Genomic DNA, 22,746 nt, shown 5'->3' with positions numbered 1-22,746 from the left:
AGGGAATATCCAACCCGATGAAAACTGAACAGACAAACCTTCAAAAAGACTCCCCGATTTATTGGAAGTCCAATCGGTCCTTTAATTTCTGGCAAATACTTGTTATAATCATTGCACTTTGCCTGGAACCCGAGAAACTTACTCAGGCTGCAACAAATAATAAGACTGACGAGTTTTCCATAATTGTTCTTCCCGACACTCAGAACTATATTCAGAATTTACGTGGTGTAGCTAACCGCGATATGTTTCGCGATCAGGTAGAATGGGTAGTTGCGAATCGTAAACGGTATAACATCGCGTATGTAACCCAGTTGGGTGATTTAAGTCAGAGCATAAACATGACCAAAACTTCCAACGCGGCGATGGGTGACACTGCACGTGCGATTAGTGAAGAACGTTTCAGAGCTTGCGATTCAATTATGAGGCCACTGGATGCTGCCAGGATTCCATACGGAATAGCGGTTGGTAATCATGATCAGTTTCCTTACGCCGGGGATGCAGTGGGGAATAGTACCGAGCTGTTCCACAAATGGTTTGTGAACCAGGGAATAGGAAAATCACGTTTTGCCGACAAACCTTTTTTCGGCGGAACCCGTGAAGGCGATAGCTACGACGATCATTACGATTTGTTTAAAGCGGGTGGCCGGAAGTGGCTGGTTATTTACCTGGAATTTGACGACGATCAGGAAAAAAACATTGCAGATGACGAGGCACGCAACAGTTGGGCTCTCGGAGTGTTAAAAAGGTATCCCAAACACAGCGGAATTATAGTTACACATTACGCAGCAAATATAAAAGGCAACAAACTCGGCAAACAGGGCCAGATGTTTTATGATAAAATGAAAGATCAGCCCAATCTGGCTTTGATCCTGGGCGGCCACATCGCTAACTTTAAAGGCGATGTGAATTATTTTCCCTTGAGCCGCGAAGGCATGAACCCTGTTCGCACGTATGTCTCTGACTTCCAGTCGCTCACGCCCGATGGCACCGTCGAAAAAGTGAATGGTGGTAATGGATACCTGCGTATTATGAAATTTTCTGTAAAGGAAAATAAAGTAACAATTACAACCATGTCACCCTACCTGGAAAAAAGGAGCCTGCCTAACCAGTTTGCCAATGACCCGCAGCACCAGTTTCAGAAGCCGATTTTTGAGGGGGCTGAATGAAAATATAAGGGTAGGCCATTCATACGCGGATAGTTGCTAAAAGGACAACTGGTTATGATTGACTCGCTCCAATTTAGTGCGGTGATCCTGACCATGAGCTATGAAAACAGTCAATAACAGAGCGCACAATAGATGGATAACAGCAAACGATCATTTGATAATTACATCGGCGCAAAACAACAAGGCTGGAGTAAAGTTACAACCATTACGAAATTAAATCCTGCAAGGAACAGGGTAATGTGGTGACGATCAATATTTTATATCAAAAAGACGCAGATTACTCTAAAGCTTATGTAAACCTTGCTGTCATTAAGTCGAACCTTTTCAAGGAAGATTGATTGAAAATTTGCAGAATATCGATCGTGTAATAAAGGCTACGAATTCCATCATTTTTCAATGTATCAAATCTGGATGAACTCAAAACATTATCGTAATGTCGTGTATTTGTCGTGTATTTGTAGCTGGATTGACCTTAAATTTATGCTGTTATTTGCACGAACATTTTTATTATGACAACCGGCCAATACATAAAAGAGTTACGCCTACAAAAGGGTATGACTCAAGAAGACCTTGCTGCAAAAACTGATACCACTGCACGTACTATTCAACGCATTGAGAATGACGAAGTAGACCCCAGAGCCTATACGTTGCAAAATATAGCAGCAGCATTTGAGGTTCATTTCGATGTCTTAAATAACATAAATAAACTAGATAGTCATGAAGAACCAGATGGTGGAAGTATTTGGCTACCTATATTGCATTTGAGCGGCTTATTCATACTGCTCCTTCCTCCCCTCGCTATCTGGGTTTTTAAAAAAAATGATGTGAAAGGAATTGATGAACATGCCAGACATGTAGTAAACTTTCAGTTAAGCATGCTGCTGTACATGATTCCGTGCGGTATACTTTCGATCCTGATAATTCCGATAGTTATTCTAATAGGCCTCGCATTATTCAGTACAGGAATAATTATACTAAACACCATCAAAGTATTTAACGGCCAAGCTTACAAGTACCCTTTAGCTATAAATATCTTAGCAGCCAAAGTATAGCTAAACTAACTTTTTGCTGTGAAAATTCTTCAAATCGTATGGTTTGGAATCTTTCTCAGCAGTCGAAATAAAAATGGCCTTCCCAATATAGAGAAAGCCATTTTGTAATTAAGAATTAAATTGTACCCAGCGCCGGAATCGAACCGGCACAGTTTCCTATCGGTGTTTGAGACCGACGCGTCTACCAGTTCCGCCAGCTGGGCATTTTCGGGAGGTATATTATATATGTTGTTACATTTGCGCGGGTGACAAAAGTAGATATTTTTTTGAATTTTAAGGTTTGATTTTGAGAATTTTTATCCCCTGAACTTATTCATACTCGTCCTGATCCGCATCAGATACTTCTGCCTGTACCAGATATCTTTGATTGTTACAAGGATGCTATTCGGATCTGAGTTAGTTTTGGCATCAAACTCGTCTGTAAGCTGCTTCAGCTCGTCGAACAGCGAAGCTTCAAGCTGGTCTATTTCAGAAGAGATGGTCATTAAGCGGCTAGGATCCGGGTCGAATTCCATATCCATTAAAGCCTCATTCACATCCATCATGTCCATCAGGAATTCCTGAGGCAGGGTGTATTTATCCCCTTCCGCAATCATATCATGAAGCTCGAGGATATATTCGATACGTTTGAGCGGATCTGAAAGCACCTTGTATGCTTTGTTATTAATCGTTGAAAGTTCTAATATCTCATCCTGCTTTTCCTGCGATTCATTCGCATGAAAATCAGGATGGTACTCTTTACTAAATGCGTAGAACTTCTTCTTCAGCTGGGCCTCATCGATCTGGAAACTAACGGGCAGGTTGTAGAATTCGAAGTAGTTATTAGGATCTATGCTGTCTGGATTAGGATTCATAGGATTATAAGATTCATAGGATTCCTTGCCCGTGCAAAGCAAACCCGTGGTGGCAACGTTGGTACGTTCGCACGACCACTCTCAACCTGCCTGCCGGCAGGCTCTCAACTCAATTAATAACGTGCTTTATAATATCGTTCCCGAATACAAAAACCATCAGCGTAATTAATATCACGAAGCCAACCATTTGCGCCCGCTCCATGAACTTATCGCCAAGAGGTTTCCCTTTCACCATTTCGATAAGAAGGAAAATTGCATGGCCGCCGTCAAGTGCGGGGATTGGCAACAGGTTCATTAGCGCAAGGGCCATAGAAAGAAGGCCGACAAGGCTCCAGAACTTAACCCAGTTAACTGTGGAGCCAAACATAGTAGCGATCCCTATAGGGCCTGTAAATGCCTTATTTGCTTTTACCTGTCCGGAGGCTACTTTTCCGAGTCCTTTAGCATTGTCCATGAAAGATCCCCAGGCGCGTGACGCACCCACCGGTAATGATCCAAGAAAACCATATTCGATTGTTTCTAAAGGAATATCGTGATATAGCGGGATGTAAACTCCCACCGTTCCTTCTGGAGAAACTTTGGTGGGGATCTCAACAGTTTTATTATCTCTAACAACCGTCAGGGCAACCTGCTTATTCTTGTTAGCAACTACAATCTTCTTGAATTCATCGTAAAAGATAACAGGGGTATTGTTGATCGCAAGGATACTATCTCCCAACTTAACACCTGCTTTTTCAGCATTACCGCCGGGTTCAACCATTGAGATGCCTGAAATCTTAACACGGGGCTCTACGAACTGTCCGATACCCAAATCTGATACCTTCTCAAGCACATCTCCGGGAACGTGAATGTTTTTAGTTTCCCCTCCCCGCTGTACTGTAAGCTCGGTATTACCAAGAAGAACTTTCGAACTTGTTAACTCTTCGAATCGTTTTACAGGTTTGCCATTTACTTCTGTAATGCGGTCACCGTTCTGCAAACCGATCTCTCTTCCAATTATTCCCGGCGCTATACCGTAAGGGATCTTGTCATTCGGAATGAAAGTCTCGCCATTGCTTAAGGTAAGCATCCAGAATATGAAAATACCCAGCACAATATTTACTGTTACCCCGCCAAGCATGACAATTAGTCGCTGCCATGCCGGTTTTGAACGAAACTCCCATGGCTTCGGGGGACCGGAAAGCTGTTCGGTATCCATCGACTCATCGATCATACCAGAAATCTTTACATAACCTCCAAGGGGAAGCCATCCTATCCCATATTCGCAACCCTTATAATTGAAGCTTACTAATTTAAATCCCCATGCATCGAAGAAAAGGTAAAATTTCTCTACCCGTATGCCGAAAGCGCGAGCGGCTAAAAAGTGCCCTGCTTCATGTAATATAATTAAAATTGATAATCCAAGTAACAGCTGACCTGTCATTACTAATCCATCCATGCCTTATTCTCTATTTTATTTCTTTAGATATTAATACTTCTTTTTTGTTACCAGGTCCTGCGCATACACCCGGGTTTGCCTGTCGGTTTCCAAATAATCATCCAGCGTTGGATCATCAACAAAGGAAATTTCAGACATACAACTCTCAATAACGTCGCTCATCTGTAAGAATCCAAGACGGTTGTTCAAAAACTCAGCCACAACAACTTCATTAGCTGCATTGATAACGCATGGCATGTTACCGCCAGTATTTAGCGCATCAAATGCCAGCGCCAGGTTCCTGAACGTCTTTTTGTCAGCCTGTTCAAAGCTGAGGTTCGGGAAATCCATAAAGTTAAATCTCGGGAAATTATTCGGTAAGCGTTCCGGATAGGCTATCGCATACTGGATAGGTAATTTCATATCCGGCAAACCCATCTGGGCCTTCATTGAGCCATCCTGAAACTGCACGATCGAATGAATAATAGACTGCGGGTGTACGATAACATCAATCTGAGAAACATCCAGGTTAAAAAGCCATTTGGCTTCGATAACCTCAAGCCCTTTGTTCATTAGGGATGCCGAATCGATAGTGATCTTCTCACCCATCACCCAATTGGGATGTTTTAACGCTTCCTTTTTTGTTATGGACGCAAGGAACTCTGAAGTCTTTCCCCTGAACGGGCCTCCCGATGCAGTTAGATAGATTTTTTCTATCGCATTATTTTCTTCGCCAGCGAGGCATTGAAATATTGCTGAATGTTCAGAATCAACCGGCAGAATCTTTACCTTATACTTTTCTGCCAGGCTGGTAACCAGCTCCCCAGCGACAACAAGGGTCTCCTTGTTAGCTAAGGCGATATCTTTCCCGGCTTTTATCGCCGCAAGCGTGGGCTTTAGCCCTGCAAAACCGACCATTGCCGTCAGGACCATTGAAATATCGGGGTGGGTTACCACTTCACACATATCTTCAATTCCGCAAAGCACCTTTATCCCGTGAGGATGCAGTGTGAACTGGAGATCTTCATACTTTTCCCTGCTGCCGATCACCACAAATGCGGGCTTAAACTCAATAGCCTGTGCAACAAGCAGCTCTGCATTATTCTGAGCGGTAAGCGCGAAAGCCCTGAACCGGCCAGGATTCTGGCGGATAACTTCGAGAGCCTGCGTACCTATGCTTCCTGTGGAGCCGAGAATGGCTATGTTTTTAAGATTTTGATCTTCTTTCACAATTATTCTTTACGGCTTGCCAATTTGTTTAACTCGTCAGCAATAAGCCTGTCGTTGGATAATCTTGGCACCTTGTTCTGCCCGCCTAACTTTCCCTGTGCCTTCATATAGTTTCTGAACGCATCTTTTTTAAGTGAGTGCATGATCAGTGGCTGTAAAACTTTTCCCTCAACCAGGTCAAGATAATACGAATTCAGCGCCTGCAGGGATTTGTCCACCTTTGAGCTGAAAGCCCTGAGGTCAGCAGGCGGCCGGGCAAACTCTACATACCACTCATGATACGGCAAAGACCCATCTGCGGGCGTAACCTGAGGCGCAACAGTAAATTCAGTGATCTCCAGATTCTCTTTCTTTGCAACAGACAGGATGGCCGACTCAACTTCCTCTCCTATCACATGTTCCCCAAAAGCCGAAATATAGTGTTTAATTCTGCCTGTGACAATTATGCGATAAGGGTCTTTTGACACAAATTTAATAGTATCCCCGATGCTGTACCCCCAAAGGCCAGCATTTGTGTTCAGTATTAAGGCATAATTTCTATCCATTTCGACATCTTTAAGAGCAAGCCGGGTAGGGTTTTCATTAAAGTATTCTTCAGATGGGATAAATTCATAGAAGATCCCTGAATTGAGGATCAAAAGCAAGCCCCTTTCAGTTTGGGAATCCTGGAAGGCAATAAAGCCTTCGGAGGAAGGATAAGTTTCGATCGAGTCGATGCTTTTGCCGATGCTCTCTTCAAGCCTTGCCCGATAAGGTTCAAAATTGACACCTCCATGGACGAAAAGGGAGAAATTCCTGAAAATATCTTTGATCTTTTTTCCGTCAGAATGTGCTGAAAGGCGGTCAAAATACATCTGTACCCATGGCGGGATACCAGAAATAAGCCGCATATCTTCATTGATCGTTTCGTCAACAATTGCCTCTACTTTTTCCTCCCAGTCTTCAATACTATTGGTCGCAAAAGATGGCAGGCGATTTCTCTGAAGGTAGGAAGGGACATGATTCGCAACTATGCCTGACAGGCGGCCGAAAGCGATGCCATTTTTATGCTCCATTACAGGGCTGCCCTGCAGGAAAATGATCTTACCATCCAGAAAATCTGCTTTACCCGTTTCGTGGATGTAGCAAAACATCGCGTTCTGAGCTCCTCTGACATGCTCAGGCATCGAATCATTAGATATTGGGATATATTTTGTGCCTGATGTTGTACCGGACGTTTTAGCAAGATATTTAGGTTTCCCCGGCCAAAGTACATCAGCCTCACCCTTGACTACCCGTTCGATATATGGTTTAAGGCCTTCATAGTCACGGACGGGTACATTTTTCTTGAAATCCTCATAAGAATTTATGCCTGAAAAAACATGATCCCGACCAAATGCAGTATCCTTAGCCTTGCTTATAAGTTTGTCAAAAACCTTGCCCTGTGCAGCAAGGGGATTCTTTTTCCACTTATTAATCCGCATAACTACTAAAGCAGCCAGCGGCCTAGCTAATACAGACTTAATTCTCATTGTTACTTTCTACGTCATCAAGAAGTATTTCCTCCTCATCGGCGTAACTGTTTACCATATGGCGGTAGGCGATGATAAGAATAATGCTGGAGAACGGTACGCTGAACAAGGTACCAACACCGAAAGCCATTGCGCCCAAAATGTTTACACCCAACATGAGCAGAAATAGTCTAAAAATAAACCAGAAGTGTCCTTTTGTTAATGTCCAGCTCTGGCTGATAGATTCAGAAGATCCCGATTCCTGATCAACAATAAAAGCCACAACAAAGCATAGCCGGATAGTTAAATAGGTTATTGGAATGGAGATCAAAATGAAAATAGGAAGCATTTCCCAGCTGAAAGGATTTTCCTTGTCTATCTCGATCTGAGGTGTATTGATAAAATAAATTGAACTTATAATCGCAATAATAAGAACCAGCACAAGGCTAATAATAAGCTTAACGATCAGGAAATTAAAGGCTTTAAGCAGGTTTGGAATAACATCCGGAAACGAAGCATCTTTAGGATCATCTATCAATTTGAAAAATATCTGGTAAAAGGCAACAGTGTAGAAAGCGTCAAATAAAGAAAGAAGCAGGGTACTTGCATTGCCTAAGACCATAGAAAGCAATGATATGATAAAAATTATTGCAAACTGAAATACCGTCAGGCCGAGCAGCACCAATAAATTGTCCTTGGCTAACCGCCATGAATCTAGAAAAACCTCCTTCACTGAAACCACTCTGTCCATAAACTACTTTCTTAAAATTATTCGCTTCCAAAAATCCTGTATAAAACCCAAGCCATAAGCCGTCAGCTGAACGAATGATGCAAGTACGCTCAAAAATGCAACTTTTACTGATCTGTTTGTCGCTAGTGAATGGAAAAATATCAACAAAACATACAAAGCCAGCATAGTATTACAAAATGCTGCTAAAGGATGTTTTAAAAGGTTTAAAATCACACTTAAAAAAATGAAGATCGTAAAGCTTGCAGGAAAAAAATGCACAAGTTTCAGTTCAGACGGAAAGTGTTTATAAATATTGATCCGTGCCCTGCCAAAGAAGTGCAGCTGTTTGTAGAACTGGGTAAAGCTCGTCCGCCGTTTGTGATATACTACTGCACCCGGTATCAGTCCGATCTTAAATCCCAATGAATGTATGCGTATGCTGAATTCGATATCCTCGCCGAGCCTGGTGAGGATAAAACCGCCGGTCTTTTCCCATACTTCACGTGAGATCCCCATATTGAAGCTACGGGGATGAAACTTCCCTATATGCTTTTTGTTACCCCTGATCCCACCTGTTGTGAACGGCGAAGTCATTGCATAACTTATGGCTTTCTGTATAGGCGTAAAAGAGCTGTGTGCGCCATCCGGGCCGCCATACGCATCTAGCTGATGTTCCAGCAAATATTCCTTTACAGTTTCCAGATAATCCTCGGGAATGAGGCAATCAGAATCAAAAACAACGAAGTAGTCGCCTTTTGCCCGGGCAAACCCATAGTTTCGGGTAAAGCCCTGACCTTCATTCTCTTTAAAATAGTAGCTGATATCCAGCTTTTCCGAGTAGCTGCTGACAATATCTTTCGCACCATTTACAGATCCATCTTCAAGCACCAAAACCTCAAACTGCAGATAGGTCTGCCGGGTTAGGGTCTGCAGTAGCTCATCAATCTCTTGAGGACGATTATATAAAGGGATGATAATGGAAAAGAACATCTTCGGTAGACTTTAGGGTTAGCTATTGACTTTAAGCTCTAAGCTCATACCGTCTTCTCAATGTGATATGAGTTCCTGTCCGGAGAATTCCTTGAAACCATCTCAGCTATGAATCCCGTAAGAAAAAGCTGGAAACCAACAACGATGGCGACGAGTGCAATATAGAACAATGGCTGTTCCGTTACATCCCTGTTGTTATGGATATGCATTGAAATATTATAAAGCTTATTGCCAATGATCCAGATCGTAATAAACATCCCCGTAAGGAAACTCAAAGCACCCATAGTACCGAAAAAGTGCATGGGCCGCTTGGAAAACTTGCCAACAAAGAATATCGACAATAGATCCAGGAAGCCGTTCACGAAGCGGCTTAAACCAAATTTCGTCGTGCCATATTTTCTTGCCCGATGCTCCACGACCTGCTCACCAATTTTCGTAAATCCTGCCCATTTTGCAATGACAGGTATATAGCGATGCATCTCGCCGTAAACTTCAATATTTTTTACCACTTCTTTCCGATAAGCCTTCAGGCCACAGTTAAAATCGTGAAGGTTATGGATGCCTGACATCTTTCGGGTAAAGAAATTAAATACTTTAGTTGGAATTGTCTTGCTTAAGGGATCGTGTCTCTTTTGCTTCCAGCCTGACACAAGGTCAAATTTATCTCCAGTGATTTTTCTATATAGTTCAGGAATTTCATCCGGGCTATCCTGAAGATCCGCATCCATTGTGATGACGACATTCCCCTGGCTGGCCTCGAAACCTACATTAAGGGCAGCCGATTTCCCGTAATTTCTCCGGAATTTAATGCCTACGATATTAGGGAGCTGCTGTTTTAAAGATTCGATAACATCCCATGAGCCGTCGTTACTTCCATCATCGATGAGAATGATCTCATAAGTGAATTCGTTCGCATCCATGACGCGGCTAATCCAGCTTGTAAGTTCGGGCAATGATTCTGCCTCGTTTAATAAAGGAACGACTACTGAAATATTCATTTTTCAGTTGAAAGTTGAAAGTTGAAAGTTGAAAGTGGCATGATGCTTAACGAGGTTATCTATAAGCGTGCAAATTTCATTAATAAAAGTCGGAATATATAGTTTTCTTTCGAATAGGAGGAAAAGTTATTAGTTGTTGGTTGTTGGTTGTTAGACTGGATGGACTAAACGCGCTGCCAATTAAGACCCGATTAAGGATAGGCTAGGCGCATTGCCCAACAACTAACAACTAACAACCGGCCCAAAACCGAAACCCTCCCATTTACGTAAACTAACCTAAATGTTCCAACTTCATTTAATCTTCATGAAACCCCTTTACTTTAGAATTAGAACATTAACAAATCATAATAAATGAAAAACTTTTTTATTCTTTCGGCGCTCGTTTTCCTTTTTGCAGCCTGTAAAAAAGAACCCGCAGTTATACAGCCGCCAACGACTTCAACCACTACCACAACAGCTCCGGCAAACGGCACCCGCAGACAACTTACCCTTGATTCAATTTTTCTTTATGCAAAGGAAGTGTATTACTGGAATGATGCAATACCTGCATATGATGCCTTTAATCCGAGAAGCTATACCAGTGGATCTAATCTTGCTTCTTATCAGCTTGCACTGTTCAATCTGAGCCAGTACAGCATAAATCCCGCAACGGGCAAGCCTTATGAATTTCTTGCGGGCAGTTCCGGGGGAAATGCCGGCTATTCTAAATATTCATACATAAAGGATCAGGGAGCAGCTAATCCGGTTGCTTACATTCCCGATCTTCAGGGTTCGGTTGATATCGAAGGAAATGGTTATGATACAGGCATCTCCTTTTCTGCAATTGGAACTTCTTCGGCGTATGAAGTTAGAGTCAAATCTGTAAGTCAGGGTTCAGCCGCAGATCGGACAGGAATTTCACGTGGAGATATCATCAACAAAATCAATAACACAACGGTTGGGAGCAATTATAATAGCGAAGTAACACTGATCAACGTCGCCCTCAGCGCAAGCTCTGTAAGATTAGCTGGCAAAAAAGTCAGCGGGGCTACTTTTGATGTTACGATAACCAGAACCTCTTATAAAAGCAGTCCGATATACAAAGACACTGTCATAACCACGAATGGAAAAAAGGTTGGCTACATTGCTTACGCCCATTTTTCAAGCGCAACTAACTCAAATAGCGTTCTGAATGCGATATTTTCCCGATTTGCGGGAACCGGAGTTACAGACCTTGTGATAGATCTCAGATATAATGGCGGAGGCTATGTATCCACCGCAGAACATTTCACAAATCTGATAGCACCTTCTAGTCTTAACGGAAAAATAATGTTCCGCGAAAAATTCAACACCCTGATGCAAAGCGGCGGGGCTACGATATTAAAAAATCAACCTTCACTTGATGGCAATAATAAACCGCAATATTCTAATGGTCGGATGCTTACCTATGCAGATTACAGCTACAGGGAACAGGATAACAGCTATAATTTCCAGAAAGCTGGCACCCTGAATTCTATTCAGAAAGTGGTTTTTATAATAAGCGGCAATACTGCCTCTGCGAGTGAGATGCTGATCAATAATCTCCGTCCTTATATGGATGTGAAGCTTGTAGGTAAACCGTCCTATGGTAAGCCTGTTGGATTCTTCCCGGTTACGCTCGAAAACAACTATGACGTTTATTATTCGATGTTCACGAGCATCAACTCGGCCGGTCAAACAGACTATTTCTCTGGCTTTACTCCCGACTGGGATACAGCGGATGATGTGACCCACGATTTTGGTGATCCAAAAGAAGCCTGCTTTGCTGCTGCTATAAATTACATTTCAAAGGGAAGCTTCATTTCAACAAGCAGCCTCGCTACCCTGCTTAGTATAAAAGGTGAGAAAATAAGCAGCACTTCCAGCTCGCTGGAGGTACGGGATTTGAATGAAGATCATTCTTTCAGAGGTATGGTCGAGCATAGATTTAAAACCAAATGATGGAAGTCGATGTTTATTGTTTAAATTTGTACTACACCTACTATGATACCCGTACTTTGCATTAACGACAGCAACATTAATCTTTTCGTGCAGAAAAGGCTGTTACTACAGTCAGGCATAACTGATACTGTAATTACAGCCTCTGATGGGCAGGAGGCACTTGATTATTATTCTAAACTTACAGAAACATCTGGAAGCAATTATCCGCGCCTGGTTCTTTTGGATATTCACATGCCCAAAGTAGATGGCTGGGAGTTTCTGGAAAGGTTTTCGCAATTGTATCTGCCTTCCTTTGAGGAGACCAGCGTGATAATCAACTCATTTACGGTAGATGAAAATGAAATAAATAAGGCAAAAGATTATCCTGTTATTATTGATTTCGTAACGTCACAATTAACTGCCGACTATTTCCGAAAGCTTGCTCTACCGGGCTTGCATAATAAGGTGCTTTAGAAAAGCTTGTATAAGCAGTCTCCACGAAAAATACCCTACAAGTAATCTTTCCAAAAAGGCAAAAATAAATGCCGATACTCTAAAATAGGAATATCGGAATTTTCAATTTGATGAATATTTAGTCCACGTCATCTTCGACCGGCGCGAAGATTGGAGCTTCTTTTTTGAAGATGGCTGCGAAAATGAGTGACATTATTACTTCAACCACAAGCCCAATACCAAAATTTGTAAGCATGTCCATCGGAGTCGGGTCGAACTGTTTCTTCATACTTTTTAGCTGTTCGCTGACCGCTTTTTCTATCTGGTCCTCATCCATCCCCATACTTTCGAAGGTTTTTGTCGCACCTTGTTCAATGAATCCGGAGATCTTTGCAAACCCATCTGGTTCAACGAATTGGTAAAAAAGGTAGTTGACTACCGTTAGTAGAAGGCCCGCTACAAAAGCCATAATAAATATGCCTGTGAAAGCTTGTTTGAAGTTCCAATAACCTCCTATCTTTTTACGAAGATCGATGGTAAAGAAAATATACAACACAAGAAAAAAAACTAAATTACCAATGCTAAACCACATTGAGCCAAAGAGCGATGGGGCTATGTAAAAGATGACGATGCCAAGGATAGCCGACAGGATTCCAATAATAAGGCCGTTGTTTGCAGCAGCCTTATTTAAATTTTCTAATGATAATTCCATTTTAAATAGTTTAGGTTAGGTTTTTAATTATTAGCGTTGGTTGTAAGATATTAAAAGTGAATAAACTGCCGAATCAAATTCAGCATTTTTACTGTGTTTGACGAATTCATCAAAATCATCATTGTCCGGATGCTGATCACGGAAAAACCCAATCATGGGATAAAACAGCTCTTTCAGTTCAGAATCCTCAGGCAGGGCATGTGCAACCCGGGCTACTTCTTGAAGGTCACTATCTACGAGGATCTGGTTCGCGATGACGTCCTCATATATTCGGTGTTCATCCTGGAATTCATCCTCTTCAACCAGTAAGAACTCCTTCAAAAAGTCTTCCAGGTCGGGTTCTATATCTTCGTCTTCACACTCTTTCAGGTATAGCATCAGGTTCAGGAGCTCAGTACCGCGGTCGAGCGTCTTTTCTTCGATCGCCTCCCATTCGGGTGAATCCAGATAATCTTCCTCCAGTTTGCGCACATCCTCATTGAAGAAATTAATCAGCAAAAGATCGAAGAAAAGTTCCCTGAGTGATTCAAATTCCGGATTATCGTCGAATTTATTATCCATCGCAGCTACCTTTTCAAGATAATCGTCGGAACTATCAAAGACCTGAACGAGACTGTCATAGAACCCCTTACTGTCTTTTTTGCTAATTGCAGCATATTGTCTCAATGCTGCCAGCATTGCCTGTTTTACACTTGCATCCATACAATCCGGTTAATAAGTGAAGTATTGGGCATTATTATAAACTAACTTAATCTTTCCTTTCAATTTCTCCCCAAAAAAAGGCGAATTTTCTGATTTAGAGTAATTTGTTTCCTCATCATAGGTCCACTCTTCCGATGGATCAAACAGTATAAAGTTAGCAGATTTTCCTGCTTCTAAGACAGGATTTGATAAGCCAAGAACTTTTCGCGGGTTGATAGCCATCTTTTCAACGATTTGTTCAGGAGATAAACCAGCTTTCAAAGCAAGCGGCAGGGCTGTCTGAAGACCTGTTATGCCATAAGAAGCGATCTCAAACTCAACATCCTTGAATTCTATCTCGTGCGGAGTATGCTGAGAAACAATTGCATCTATTGTACCATCCTTGAGCCCCGCAATTAAGGCTTTCTGATCAGCTTTAGTACGCAAGGGTGGCTTTACTTTGTAGTTACTGTCAAACCCTTCTAAAAGATCTTCTGTAAGCACTAAAGCATGGACAGCAACCTCACAGGTGACCTGTACACCAGTTTTTTTAGCTTTCCGGATAAGGTCGACGCTGTTAGCTGTACTTATCGTGCTGAAATGGATCCTGGCATCATTGTATTCGGCAAGATAAAGGTCTCGGGAGATCATCAGTTCCTCGGCCAGGGAAGGATTCCCCTTCATTCCAAGATAAGTGCTCATTACCCCTTCATTCATTTTTGCCTTTCCAGCGATATCCTGATCCTCAGCATATGAAATTATAAGACCGTTGAACGATTTGGTATATAATAGAGCCCTGCTCATCAATCCAGCATTGCTCACTGGCTTTTTACCATCTGTAAAGCCGATTGCCCCCGTTTGCTGCATGTCAAACATCTCGGCAAGCTCTTTTCCCTCGCAATTATGGCTTATACATCCCAATGGATAAATATCGACAAGGCTGTTTTTTGAGCGGTTGACAAGATATGCGACTTCGGCCTTTGAATGGATTGGAGGCTGGGTGTTTGGCATTAATGCTATGCCGGTGAAACCGCCCGCCGCAGCTGATGCGGTTCCGGTGCTCAGGTCCTCCTTCGTTTCAAGCCCAGGATCTCCAAAATTTACATTTAGGTCGAAAAAGCCAGCCGACAGATATTGTCCTTTGGCATTTATGGTGAGGGTATTCTTGGCGGAAGATTTAATACTCTTCCCTATTTCTGATATCTTCCCATCCACGACGAGTATATCAGCAACTTTCCCATGATGTTTACTTTGGGGATCAAGAATCGTGGCCGATTGAATTAGTAAGTTATTCAAGTTGTACAGCTTTAGTTTGTGATTTTTTATAGAACCGTATAAGCAATATTTCGGCGGCTAAAAATAAGAGTGAAAGTATTATACACAACTTCCATAATGAAGTTCCCTGATTGATGGATTTAACACGCCCCTGCATTGATCCGGGCTGCGGAGTTATAAGGTCGATCTTTTGGCCGGGAAATTTGCCCTTTATCACCCGGTCACTTGCATAGCTCAGGTCAGATTCAGCCCCCGCATCATTGAAGGATAAGACTGCTAGCAGGCTGTCATTTTTCAATAGCTTATAATTACCTATCTGCCGAACCTGATCTGCCACATATAATTGAGACGCATTTTCGTTTTGTCTCAGGTCGGGAATTGCTTCAAATTTATCCCGTTTTAGTTTCAGAGTCTGATTAGCATTGAGAGTCAGCTTAGGCAGCTCAATAACCTGATCCCTGTTCAATTTATGGAACAGATTCTGATCCTGAAGAGATAGCAAAACTGTTTGATACATAATAGGGACAAATACAGAATGTCGTGCGAAATTACTGGTTTCTGCATTCAAAGGCACAGCGGAAAGATATATCTTACCACGTCCTAATCTATATTCTCCAAAGAATGTCACTCTTCCGGGGAACTCCAGGACACTTTGTTTAGTGGTAGTATTCTGACTGCTATAGCGGAGGTACTTTTTAGCTATCGGTAAATCAAGTTTTTGCGGTATATTTTCAAAGACGCCCTTAAAAATGGGATGCTGAAGATTTATCGCTGAGACCTTAGTTTCCGCAGTGATAATCTCAGCCGGAACATCTGTTCTCAGAGTTTGTAATAAATTTTTGAGACCTTCCTGATTGCTCCCAAGTTCAGGAAATATCATCAGGCTGCCACCTTTAGCAACATACGCCCGCAGTTGTTGGATAAGCCCATCGCTGACTTGCTCAACCTCGTTAAGTATTAGAACCGGGTAACTATTTAACCCTGAGTAGTTTATATTCCCGGAACTAACATTGCTTATGTTGAAAAATACATCAGACCGATAGACCGAATTCAGGTATTCGTTCTCGCTGCTCCCATTGATGATAAGCAGTGGAATTGATTGCAGTACGTTGAAGCTGAAATAGAAGCGGTCATCAAATACTACCGGGAAATCGGTGATCTCAATCTCCCCTTCCTGCCAGCCCGCTTTAAGTCCGCTAAACGACAAAGTATCTGTTGAAGTAGCCCGCGGTTCAATGCTCAGGCTCCCTATCGCTTTTTGTTGTTTATTTATCAATATCCTGATTGGAATATTTTCAGCATCCTCATCGGAGTTGTTTCTAAGCTTCACTACCATCTGCTCAGGATCTCCGGGCTTGTGGATCGCAGAAGCAAACCATATAGAATCTATAGAAATATTAGGCTGGGAATTAGATTTTAACCTGACAAGTCTTACCGTTATAGCAGTATCTGCCTGGATTGGTGCCTGAGGAAGTATGTTTTCCTGGAAATCTGAAATCACATAGACGGTTTTCTTTGAATTAGGCTCCGTTGTAAAAACATCCTCCTGCCTGCGTATGATCTGGCTCAGGTCGCGGTTAGCAGAGCTTATCTTAACCTCCTCGACGGCGGTTTGAAATTCATCATAATTCAACAGCCGCTGGAACTTTCCTTCGAAGTCATTGGTAAGAATCTGGAATTTGTCATTGAGGCTATAAGCTGATGCAATTTCCTTCGCCCTTCGTTTCGCCTCGTCGAGTAAAGTTCCCTCCTTATTGATGGCCTCCATACTGTAGGAGTTATCGATAAAGATACTCACGACCTGCTCCTGGTAGGAATTCTTCTGCTCAGGATTAGGCATATACGGCCTTGCGAAAGCAAACACAAGAAATGTAAGTGCAAGAATTCTTGCTGCCAGTATCAGCCTGTCTTTAAGATGCTGGCGTGATGAAGTCTGGATCTGTACGAACTTTAAGAAACGAACATTACTGAAATAGACTTTCTTGAACTTCCGGAAATTAAAAAGATGTATAATAATTGGAATGGCAATGGCCAGAAGGGCAAATAAAAATCCGGGGGACAGGAATCTCATTAAGTAACAAAATTAGGAAAAAAGTTGACAGTTTCAATTTAAAAAAGAGTTGACAGTTGACGGTGGACAGTTGACAGCGCGTGAATCCTTAACCCGAGAATTGCTACCCACTATCCAATATGGGCGATAGCAGGGCTATCTGTTTAGCGAGGTTTTTGTTGTATGTACGATACTGATTAACAACCTAAGAATAGATTTACAACTAGCCATTAGAGGCTGATAGTGATCTGTACCGATGTAATTACTCTCCTTTAACAACGTTAACCAATATTCTGTCTCGTTCGCTTCCTTGAGTGCTATATTCATTTTATGAAGAAAGTCTGCTTTTGATTGAGCATGTTCAGCCTCCCTTATAAGCGCACCAACAGCTGTTCCACTGCGCAGTACTTGCTTTGACAATACATATTCCTTTTTCGCTTCTGATAGAAATTTGTAAAGCTCTATGATTTCTAAAGCAAAAGAAAAGGATTTAGTAGCAACAATACCCATGCGTGTAAAAAGGTTAACTTCTGGAATTCGATCAATCTAAACTAGAAGTGTGATTCCATAAAACGCCTTAGTGATGGAAATTTGTTAGTTAACGGCCAGTCGCTGTCAACTGTCCACCGTTAACCGTCAACTCCAATAAAAACATTTTTAGTTTTTACTGAGATAATATCTATATTTGTGGGCCTCCCAAGCATATTGGGCCAAATATTATGACTAAAGTTTTCACACATCACGTACATTTTCATCATCGCTTTGCGGCGATGGTAAAATAATATACGTTTCTACGTGAAACTACTTCATAATAATTTTTTTTTGGTCTGATTAAAACTTAAAATTTGAAAACTCTTAAAATAGCTATCCAGAAATCTGGTAGATTAAACGAAAAATCGGTTGAACTTCTAAAAAATTGCGGATTAAGTTTCGAAAACTATAAAAGTTCTTTAATCTCCACCGTTTCCAACTTCCCTTTAGAAATTTTATTCCTTCGTGATGACGATATTCCTGAATATGTTCAGGATGGCATCGCAGACCTGGGAATAGTTGGCGAAAATGTCATCAGCGAAACAGAAGTTAATGTTAGCTACCTGCAAAAGCTGGGATTTGGCAAATGTACTTTAAAGCTTGCGGTTCAAAACAACAGCGATATCCAGAATATCGACGACCTCAACGGTAAGGCTATTGCTACATCCTACCCTGTCATTCTAAAGAAATTTCTCGATAAAAATAATATCCATGCAGATATCCGTACAATTTCGGGTTCTGTGGAGATTTCTCCAGGCCTTGGCTTGAGTGACGCGATATTCGACATTGTGTCGACTGGAGGTACATTAAAAAGCAATGGCTTAAAACCGTTTGCTGATGTCCTTTCGTCTGAAGCGGTGCTTATTGGCAGAAAAGACGAAGAGTCTAACCCGCTGATCATCGAACTAATCCAACGGATCCAGTCGGTTCTGCGGGCGAAAGAGACTAAGTATGTCGTTCTAAATGCTGAATCTAAAAACCTGGATAAGATTGTTAAGCTTTTGCCGGGAGTTAAAAGCCCAACAGTCGTGCCTCTTGCAGAGGAAGGCTGGGTTGCGGTTCACACAGTTATCCCCGAACGGGATTTCTGGGAAAAGATTAGCCTGCTAAAAAGCGCAGGTGCGCAGGGTATAGTGGTGATGCCGATAGAGAAGATCATATTATAACGGGGTTAAGTGAAAGCCATGCTGAACGTGTATAAACTAAGTGACCTGGATCAGAAAAAGGTCGCAGAGCTTTGCCTTCGTAATGCTGATGGAAATAATAATATCAGGACTACGGTCGAAGATATTATTGAAGAGGTTAAGCTGAAAGGTGATGATGCTCTGCGGGCATTTGCTGAAAAGTTTGACGGGGTAAAGCTAGACCAGCTCTATATTGAAAAAGAAGAGATTGACAAGCTTGCATCTGAGGCTGGTGATACTGAAAAGCAAGCGATTCAGCTTGCATATAATAACATCCGAAAGTTTCACGAAACACAGCTGATCAAAGAAAACAAGGTTGAAACAATGACCGGGGTAGTTTGCTGGAGGGAAACCCGGGCTATTGAGAAAGTCGGCTTATACATTCCAGGCGGCACTGCGGTTCTTCCAAGTACCTTTTTAATGTTGGGTATTCCAGCAAAGCTTGCCGGATGTACTGAGATCATAGTTTGTTCGCCACCGCAAAAAGATGGAAAGGTGAATTCGTACCTCGCATATTGTGCTCAGCTTTTAGAAATAGAACGGATATATCTTGCTGGTGGAGCCCAGGCAGTTGCGGCTATGGCCTATGGGACAGAATCTATCATGAAAGTTGATAAAATTTTCGGACCGGGAAATCAGTACGTAACTAAAGCCAAAACTATTATACAATCTGAAAGCCACACGGCTATTGACATGCCGGCCGGGCCTTCTGAAGTTTTGGTAATTGCTGATAAAAGCGCCAACCCAGTATATGTGGCAGCAGATCTGCTGGCCCAGGCAGAACATGGCGCTGATAGCCAGGCTGTACTTGTTTCGGATTCAAGCGAAATTATTGATCAAACTATTATTGAGCTCGGTAAACAGATCCTGGAGTTGCCACGGCGGGACATTGCCGCGAAAGCCATCGTAAATTCTTACGCCATTTTAACTACGGATTTGAATGAGGCTTTACTATTCAGCAACCAGTATGCGCCTGAGCACCTTATCCTGGCAACAGACGAATGGGAAACTCTGATCGGCAAAATTATTAATGCAGGATCAGTTTTCCTGGGCCATCTTACTCCTGAAAGTGCCGGCGATTATGCTTCGGGGACTAATCATACCCTTCCGACAAGCTCGTATGCAAAAGCTTATTCTGGTGTCTCGGTTGATTCGTTCGTGAAAAAGATCACTTTCCAACATATAAGTAAAACCGGGATTGAGAATCTCGGTCCGGCAGTGGAAGTTCTGGCCTCGTTGGAGGGATTAGAAGCGCATAAGAACGCGATAAGTGTGCGGATAAAAAAGGATTAGGATTAGCGCCCGGTGTCCCCCGCTGGCGGCCGCTGGCGGGGGCAGGGGGTGGAAAAGTAAGTTATTAGGATTAGTAGGATTTTAGGATTTATAGGATTACCAGACCAATCGTTATTATTTTCACGCCTATATCCTGGCTCTTTGATCTTTGTTCCTGATTCAAATAAAACGATAGAAAGAAAATGTTTAATCTTCAAAATATACTTAGAGAAAATATTAAGAACCTGGTTCCTTACTCCTCGGCAAGAGATGAGTTTAAGGGGGACGCATCAGTGTATCTGGACGCGAATGAAAACAGTTTTGGCTCGCCGCTAGGTGCCAACTACAATCGCTACCCGGATCCGATGCAGTTTAAGGTAAAACAACGATTAAGTGAGATCAAGGGAGTTCCACCAAGGAATATATTCGTGGGTAATGGAAGCGACGAAGCTATAGACATATTGTTCAGGGCGTTTTGTCGTCCGGGTATTGACAATGTAATCACAGTACCTCCTACTTACGGAATGTATGAGGTATCTGCTAACATCAACGATATTGAAGTTCGGAAGATTAAATTAACTCCAGATTATCAGCTGGATGTGGAAGGGATAGCGGAAGCAATTGATGATAACACCAAGATCATCTTCATCTGTTCACCAAATAATCCGACTGGCAACTCAATAAACCGGGCGGATATAGAAACCATACTGGCGAATTTCAACGGCCTTGTGGTTATTGATGAAGCCTACATCAATTATTCCCGCCAAAAAACTTTTATCCAGGAGCTGACAGAGTATTCGAACTTAGTTGTTCTTCATACGCTTTCAAAAGCATGGGGCCTTGCGGGTTTAAGGCTAGGGATGGCATTTGCCAGTGCGGAGATCATCGAGGTGTTTAATAAAGTTAAGCCTCCTTATAACGTTAATGAAGCATCACAGCAGCTTGCTCTTGAGGCTTTACAGAACGTTGAACAGATCAATGATTGGATAAAGCTTACTGTTTCTGAAAGAGAAAAACTCATAAGCGATCTGGGCAAATTGGAAATAGTTCAAAAGATCTACCCTTCTGATGCAAACTTTATCCTGGTAAAGACTTTCGATGCTAAAGGGATTTACGATCATCTTGTAGGGAATGGCATAGTCGTTCGCGACCGTTCTAAAATTGAGCTTTGTGAAGGCTCACTGCGCATAACTATCGGGACGCCTGAAGAGAATGAAAACTTAATTTACAATCTAAAAAAATTTTCTGTGCAGAAATGAAGAAAGTACTATTTATAGACCGTGACGGTACAATGATCGTGGAACCACCTGTTGATATGCAGGTAGACAGCCTTGAGAAACTGGAGTTTTTACCCTACGTCATATCATCATTGAAAAAGCTTCAGGACTTTGGATACGAGCTGGTGATGGTTACCAATCAGGACGGACGGGGAACCATCAGCTTCCCGGAAGAGGATTTTCAAAAGCCGCATCAAAAAATGCTTAACATCCTTAAAAGTGAGGGTGTTGTGTTTTCGGAAATATTTATAGACGATTCTTTTGCAGACGCAAATAGTCCGAACAGAAAGCCCAACACGGGCATGCTTACCAGCTATCTTATATCAAACCTGATTGACCTGCGCAATTCTTACACAATTGGCGACCGGACAACAGATGTACAGCTTGCAAAAAACCTGGGCTGCAAAGCGATATTTTATGGGGATAAAAACCCGGAAGTTGATCTGAACAGTAAAAACTGGCTTGAAATCACGTCTTTCCTTACCATAAAATCCGAGCGTAAAGTTGACTTTGAACGGAATACAAAAGAGACTAAAATTAACCTCCGCCTCAACCTTGATGGGAACGGCGAGCATAATATAAATACAGGCTTGAAGTTCTATGATCATATGCTTGACCAGTTGGCAAAGCATTCAGGTGTAGATCTTAGTTTAACAGTTGAGGGAGACCTGGAAATCGACGAACATCATACGATTGAAGACAGCGCAATTGCATTAGGGAAAGCATTTAAGCAAGCTCTTGGCGATAAGCGCGGAATAGAGCGCTATGGCTTTTTATTGCCGATGGATGAAGCTCTTGTACAATGCGCAATCGATTTTTCAGATCGCGCCTACTTTATTTATGAAGGCAAGTTTACGCGGGAATATGTAGGTGACTTTCCGACTGAAATGTTCGAGCACTGGATGAAATCCTTTTCGGAGCATGCGGGCATGAATCTTAATTTAAAAATCATTGACGGCGATAATGCCCATCATATGATTGAGGCCAGCTTTAAGGCCCTGGCAAAAAGTATTAAACAAGCTATAAAGGTAACAGGCACCGAATTGCCAACCACCAAAGGAGTTATATGATCGGGATCGTTTATTACGGAGCAGGGAACATCTTTTCGCTCACAGCTGCGCTTGACAGGCTGGGACTGGAGTATGGAATGATCCGCACTGCTGAAGATTTCGACAAATATGACCGTTACATTATTCCCGGGGTTGGTCATGCCGGCTCCGCGATGAAAAAGCTCGAGCAAACGGGACTTGTGCCGGCTATTGTTAAGCTTCAGAAACCTGTGCTCGGTATTTGTGTCGGAATGCAATTGTTAACTGAGTTCTCTGAGGAGGGGGATTCGACTTTGACTGGCATTGTGCCCTTGAAAACAAGGCTGTTTGATGATCAGTCAAATATTAAGATTCCCCATACGGGTTGGAACCGGGTAAGCTCATCGCTGGGGAGCGT

At 42.3% G+C, this 22,746-nt stretch carries 21 protein-coding genes and 1 tRNA gene; 9 read left to right on the top strand and 13 right to left on the bottom strand.

What is annotated here, in order from left to right:
* The first annotated feature begins 17 nt into the window (after positions 1-17).
* Entirely contained in the window at positions 18-1,166 is a 1,149-nt protein-coding gene (locus WKF69_RS02355) for a hypothetical protein (RefSeq protein WP_340379239.1), read from the top strand.
* Positions 1,167-1,675: 509 nt separating this feature from the next.
* Positions 1,676-2,218 carry a helix-turn-helix domain-containing protein gene (locus WKF69_RS02350; RefSeq protein ID WP_340379238.1) on the top strand — a complete coding sequence of 181 codons (543 nt, stop codon included), beginning with the start codon at positions 1,676-1,678 and terminating at the stop codon, positions 2,216-2,218.
* 123 nt (positions 2,219-2,341) lie between these two features.
* Here WKF69_RS02350 and WKF69_RS02345 read toward each other — a convergent pair.
* The 8 genes from WKF69_RS02345 to WKF69_RS02310 all read right to left on the bottom strand — a co-directional run bounded on the left by WKF69_RS02345 (position 2,342) and on the right by WKF69_RS02310 (position 9,927).
* A tRNA-Leu gene (locus WKF69_RS02345) sits at positions 2,342-2,421 on the bottom strand.
* Between the two features lie 93 nt (positions 2,422-2,514).
* Positions 2,515-3,072: a Fe-S protein assembly co-chaperone HscB gene (gene hscB / locus WKF69_RS02340; RefSeq protein WP_340379237.1), complete on the bottom strand. Its 558-nt coding sequence runs from the start codon at positions 3,070-3,072 to the stop codon at positions 2,515-2,517.
* A gap of 109 nt (positions 3,073-3,181) precedes the next feature.
* Positions 3,182-4,510 (bottom strand): RIP metalloprotease RseP, encoded by a 1,329-nt coding sequence (gene rseP / locus WKF69_RS02335; protein WP_340379236.1) that lies wholly within the window; start codon positions 4,508-4,510, stop codon positions 3,182-3,184.
* Between the two features lie 30 nt (positions 4,511-4,540).
* A complete protein-coding gene (locus WKF69_RS02330; RefSeq protein ID WP_340379235.1) occupies positions 4,541-5,719 on the bottom strand; it encodes a 1-deoxy-D-xylulose-5-phosphate reductoisomerase in 1,179 nt (392 codons plus the stop codon).
* A 2-nt stretch (positions 5,720-5,721) separates the two neighbouring features.
* Entirely contained in the window at positions 5,722-7,230 is a 1,509-nt protein-coding gene (locus WKF69_RS02325) for a GH3 auxin-responsive promoter family protein (RefSeq protein ID WP_340379234.1), read from the bottom strand.
* Entirely contained in the window at positions 7,220-7,960 is a 741-nt protein-coding gene (locus WKF69_RS02320; RefSeq protein ID WP_340379233.1) for a DUF975 family protein, read from the bottom strand. Before WKF69_RS02320 ends, WKF69_RS02325 begins: the two co-directional genes overlap by 11 nt.
* Before the next feature lie 3 nt (positions 7,961-7,963).
* Positions 7,964-8,929, bottom strand: a complete 966-nt coding sequence (locus WKF69_RS02315; protein ID WP_340379232.1) for a glycosyltransferase — start codon at positions 8,927-8,929, stop codon at positions 7,964-7,966.
* Positions 8,930-8,973: 44 nt separating this feature from the next.
* Positions 8,974-9,927 (bottom strand): glycosyltransferase family 2 protein, encoded by a 954-nt coding sequence (locus WKF69_RS02310; protein WP_340379230.1) that lies wholly within the window; start codon positions 9,925-9,927, stop codon positions 8,974-8,976.
* 351 nt (positions 9,928-10,278) lie between these two features.
* Between WKF69_RS02310 and WKF69_RS02305 the strand changes: the two genes are divergently transcribed.
* Both WKF69_RS02305 and WKF69_RS02300 read left to right on the top strand, forming a co-directional pair.
* Positions 10,279-11,886 (top strand): S41 family peptidase, encoded by a 1,608-nt coding sequence (locus tag WKF69_RS02305; RefSeq protein WP_340379228.1) that lies wholly within the window; start codon positions 10,279-10,281, stop codon positions 11,884-11,886.
* Positions 11,887-11,928: 42 nt separating this feature from the next.
* Positions 11,929-12,339 carry a response regulator gene (locus WKF69_RS02300; protein ID WP_340379226.1) on the top strand — a complete coding sequence of 137 codons (411 nt, stop codon included), beginning with the start codon at positions 11,929-11,931 and terminating at the stop codon, positions 12,337-12,339.
* A 118-nt stretch (positions 12,340-12,457) separates the two neighbouring features.
* Here the strand turns inward: WKF69_RS02300 and WKF69_RS02295 are convergent, their stop codons facing one another.
* The 5 genes from WKF69_RS02295 to WKF69_RS02275 all read right to left on the bottom strand — a co-directional run bounded on the left by WKF69_RS02295 (position 12,458) and on the right by WKF69_RS02275 (position 17,546).
* Complete coding sequence (locus tag WKF69_RS02295; protein ID WP_340379224.1) at positions 12,458-13,030, bottom strand: DUF4199 domain-containing protein; 573 nt, start codon at positions 13,028-13,030, stop codon at positions 12,458-12,460.
* Between the two features lie 30 nt (positions 13,031-13,060).
* Positions 13,061-13,732 carry a hypothetical protein gene (locus WKF69_RS02290; RefSeq protein WP_340379223.1) on the bottom strand — a complete coding sequence of 224 codons (672 nt, stop codon included), beginning with the start codon at positions 13,730-13,732 and terminating at the stop codon, positions 13,061-13,063.
* A 9-nt stretch (positions 13,733-13,741) separates the two neighbouring features.
* Entirely contained in the window at positions 13,742-15,007 is a 1,266-nt protein-coding gene (locus tag WKF69_RS02285) for a dihydroorotase (protein ID WP_340379221.1), read from the bottom strand.
* A complete protein-coding gene (locus tag WKF69_RS02280) occupies positions 15,000-17,057 on the bottom strand; it encodes a BatA domain-containing protein (RefSeq protein WP_340379219.1) in 2,058 nt (685 codons plus the stop codon). The genes WKF69_RS02285 and WKF69_RS02280 overlap by 8 nt, the downstream gene beginning before the upstream one ends.
* 135 nt (positions 17,058-17,192) lie before the next feature.
* A complete protein-coding gene (locus tag WKF69_RS02275; RefSeq protein ID WP_340379217.1) occupies positions 17,193-17,546 on the bottom strand; it encodes a four helix bundle protein in 354 nt (117 codons plus the stop codon).
* 335 nt (positions 17,547-17,881) lie between these two features.
* Here WKF69_RS02275 and hisG point away from each other — a divergent pair, with 335 nt between their 5' ends.
* The 5 genes from hisG to hisH form a co-directional block, all read left to right on the top strand.
* A complete protein-coding gene (gene hisG / locus WKF69_RS02270) occupies positions 17,882-18,733 on the top strand; it encodes an ATP phosphoribosyltransferase (RefSeq protein WP_340379214.1) in 852 nt (283 codons plus the stop codon).
* Between the two features lie 18 nt (positions 18,734-18,751).
* Positions 18,752-20,044, top strand: a complete 1,293-nt coding sequence (gene hisD, locus WKF69_RS02265) for a histidinol dehydrogenase (protein WP_340379277.1) — start codon at positions 18,752-18,754, stop codon at positions 20,042-20,044.
* 182 nt (positions 20,045-20,226) lie between these two features.
* On the top strand, positions 20,227-21,282 hold the full coding sequence (gene hisC, locus WKF69_RS02260; protein ID WP_340379212.1) for a histidinol-phosphate transaminase: 1,056 nt from the start codon (positions 20,227-20,229) through the stop codon (positions 21,280-21,282).
* Positions 21,279-22,370, top strand: coding sequence for a bifunctional histidinol-phosphatase/imidazoleglycerol-phosphate dehydratase HisB (gene hisB, locus WKF69_RS02255; RefSeq protein WP_340379210.1), 1,092 nt, complete (start codon positions 21,279-21,281; stop codon positions 22,368-22,370). Before hisC ends, hisB begins: the two co-directional genes overlap by 4 nt.
* Positions 22,367-22,746 (top strand): imidazole glycerol phosphate synthase subunit HisH (gene hisH / locus WKF69_RS02250; RefSeq protein WP_340379208.1); only part of this gene is annotated, 380 nt, incomplete at its 3' end. The genes hisB and hisH, both read left to right, overlap by 4 nt.

The organism is Daejeonella sp., assembly GCF_037719425.1.
GTDB lineage: Bacteria > Bacteroidota > Bacteroidia > Sphingobacteriales > Sphingobacteriaceae > Daejeonella.
This window is presented reverse-complemented; position numbering and strand designations above follow the sequence as displayed.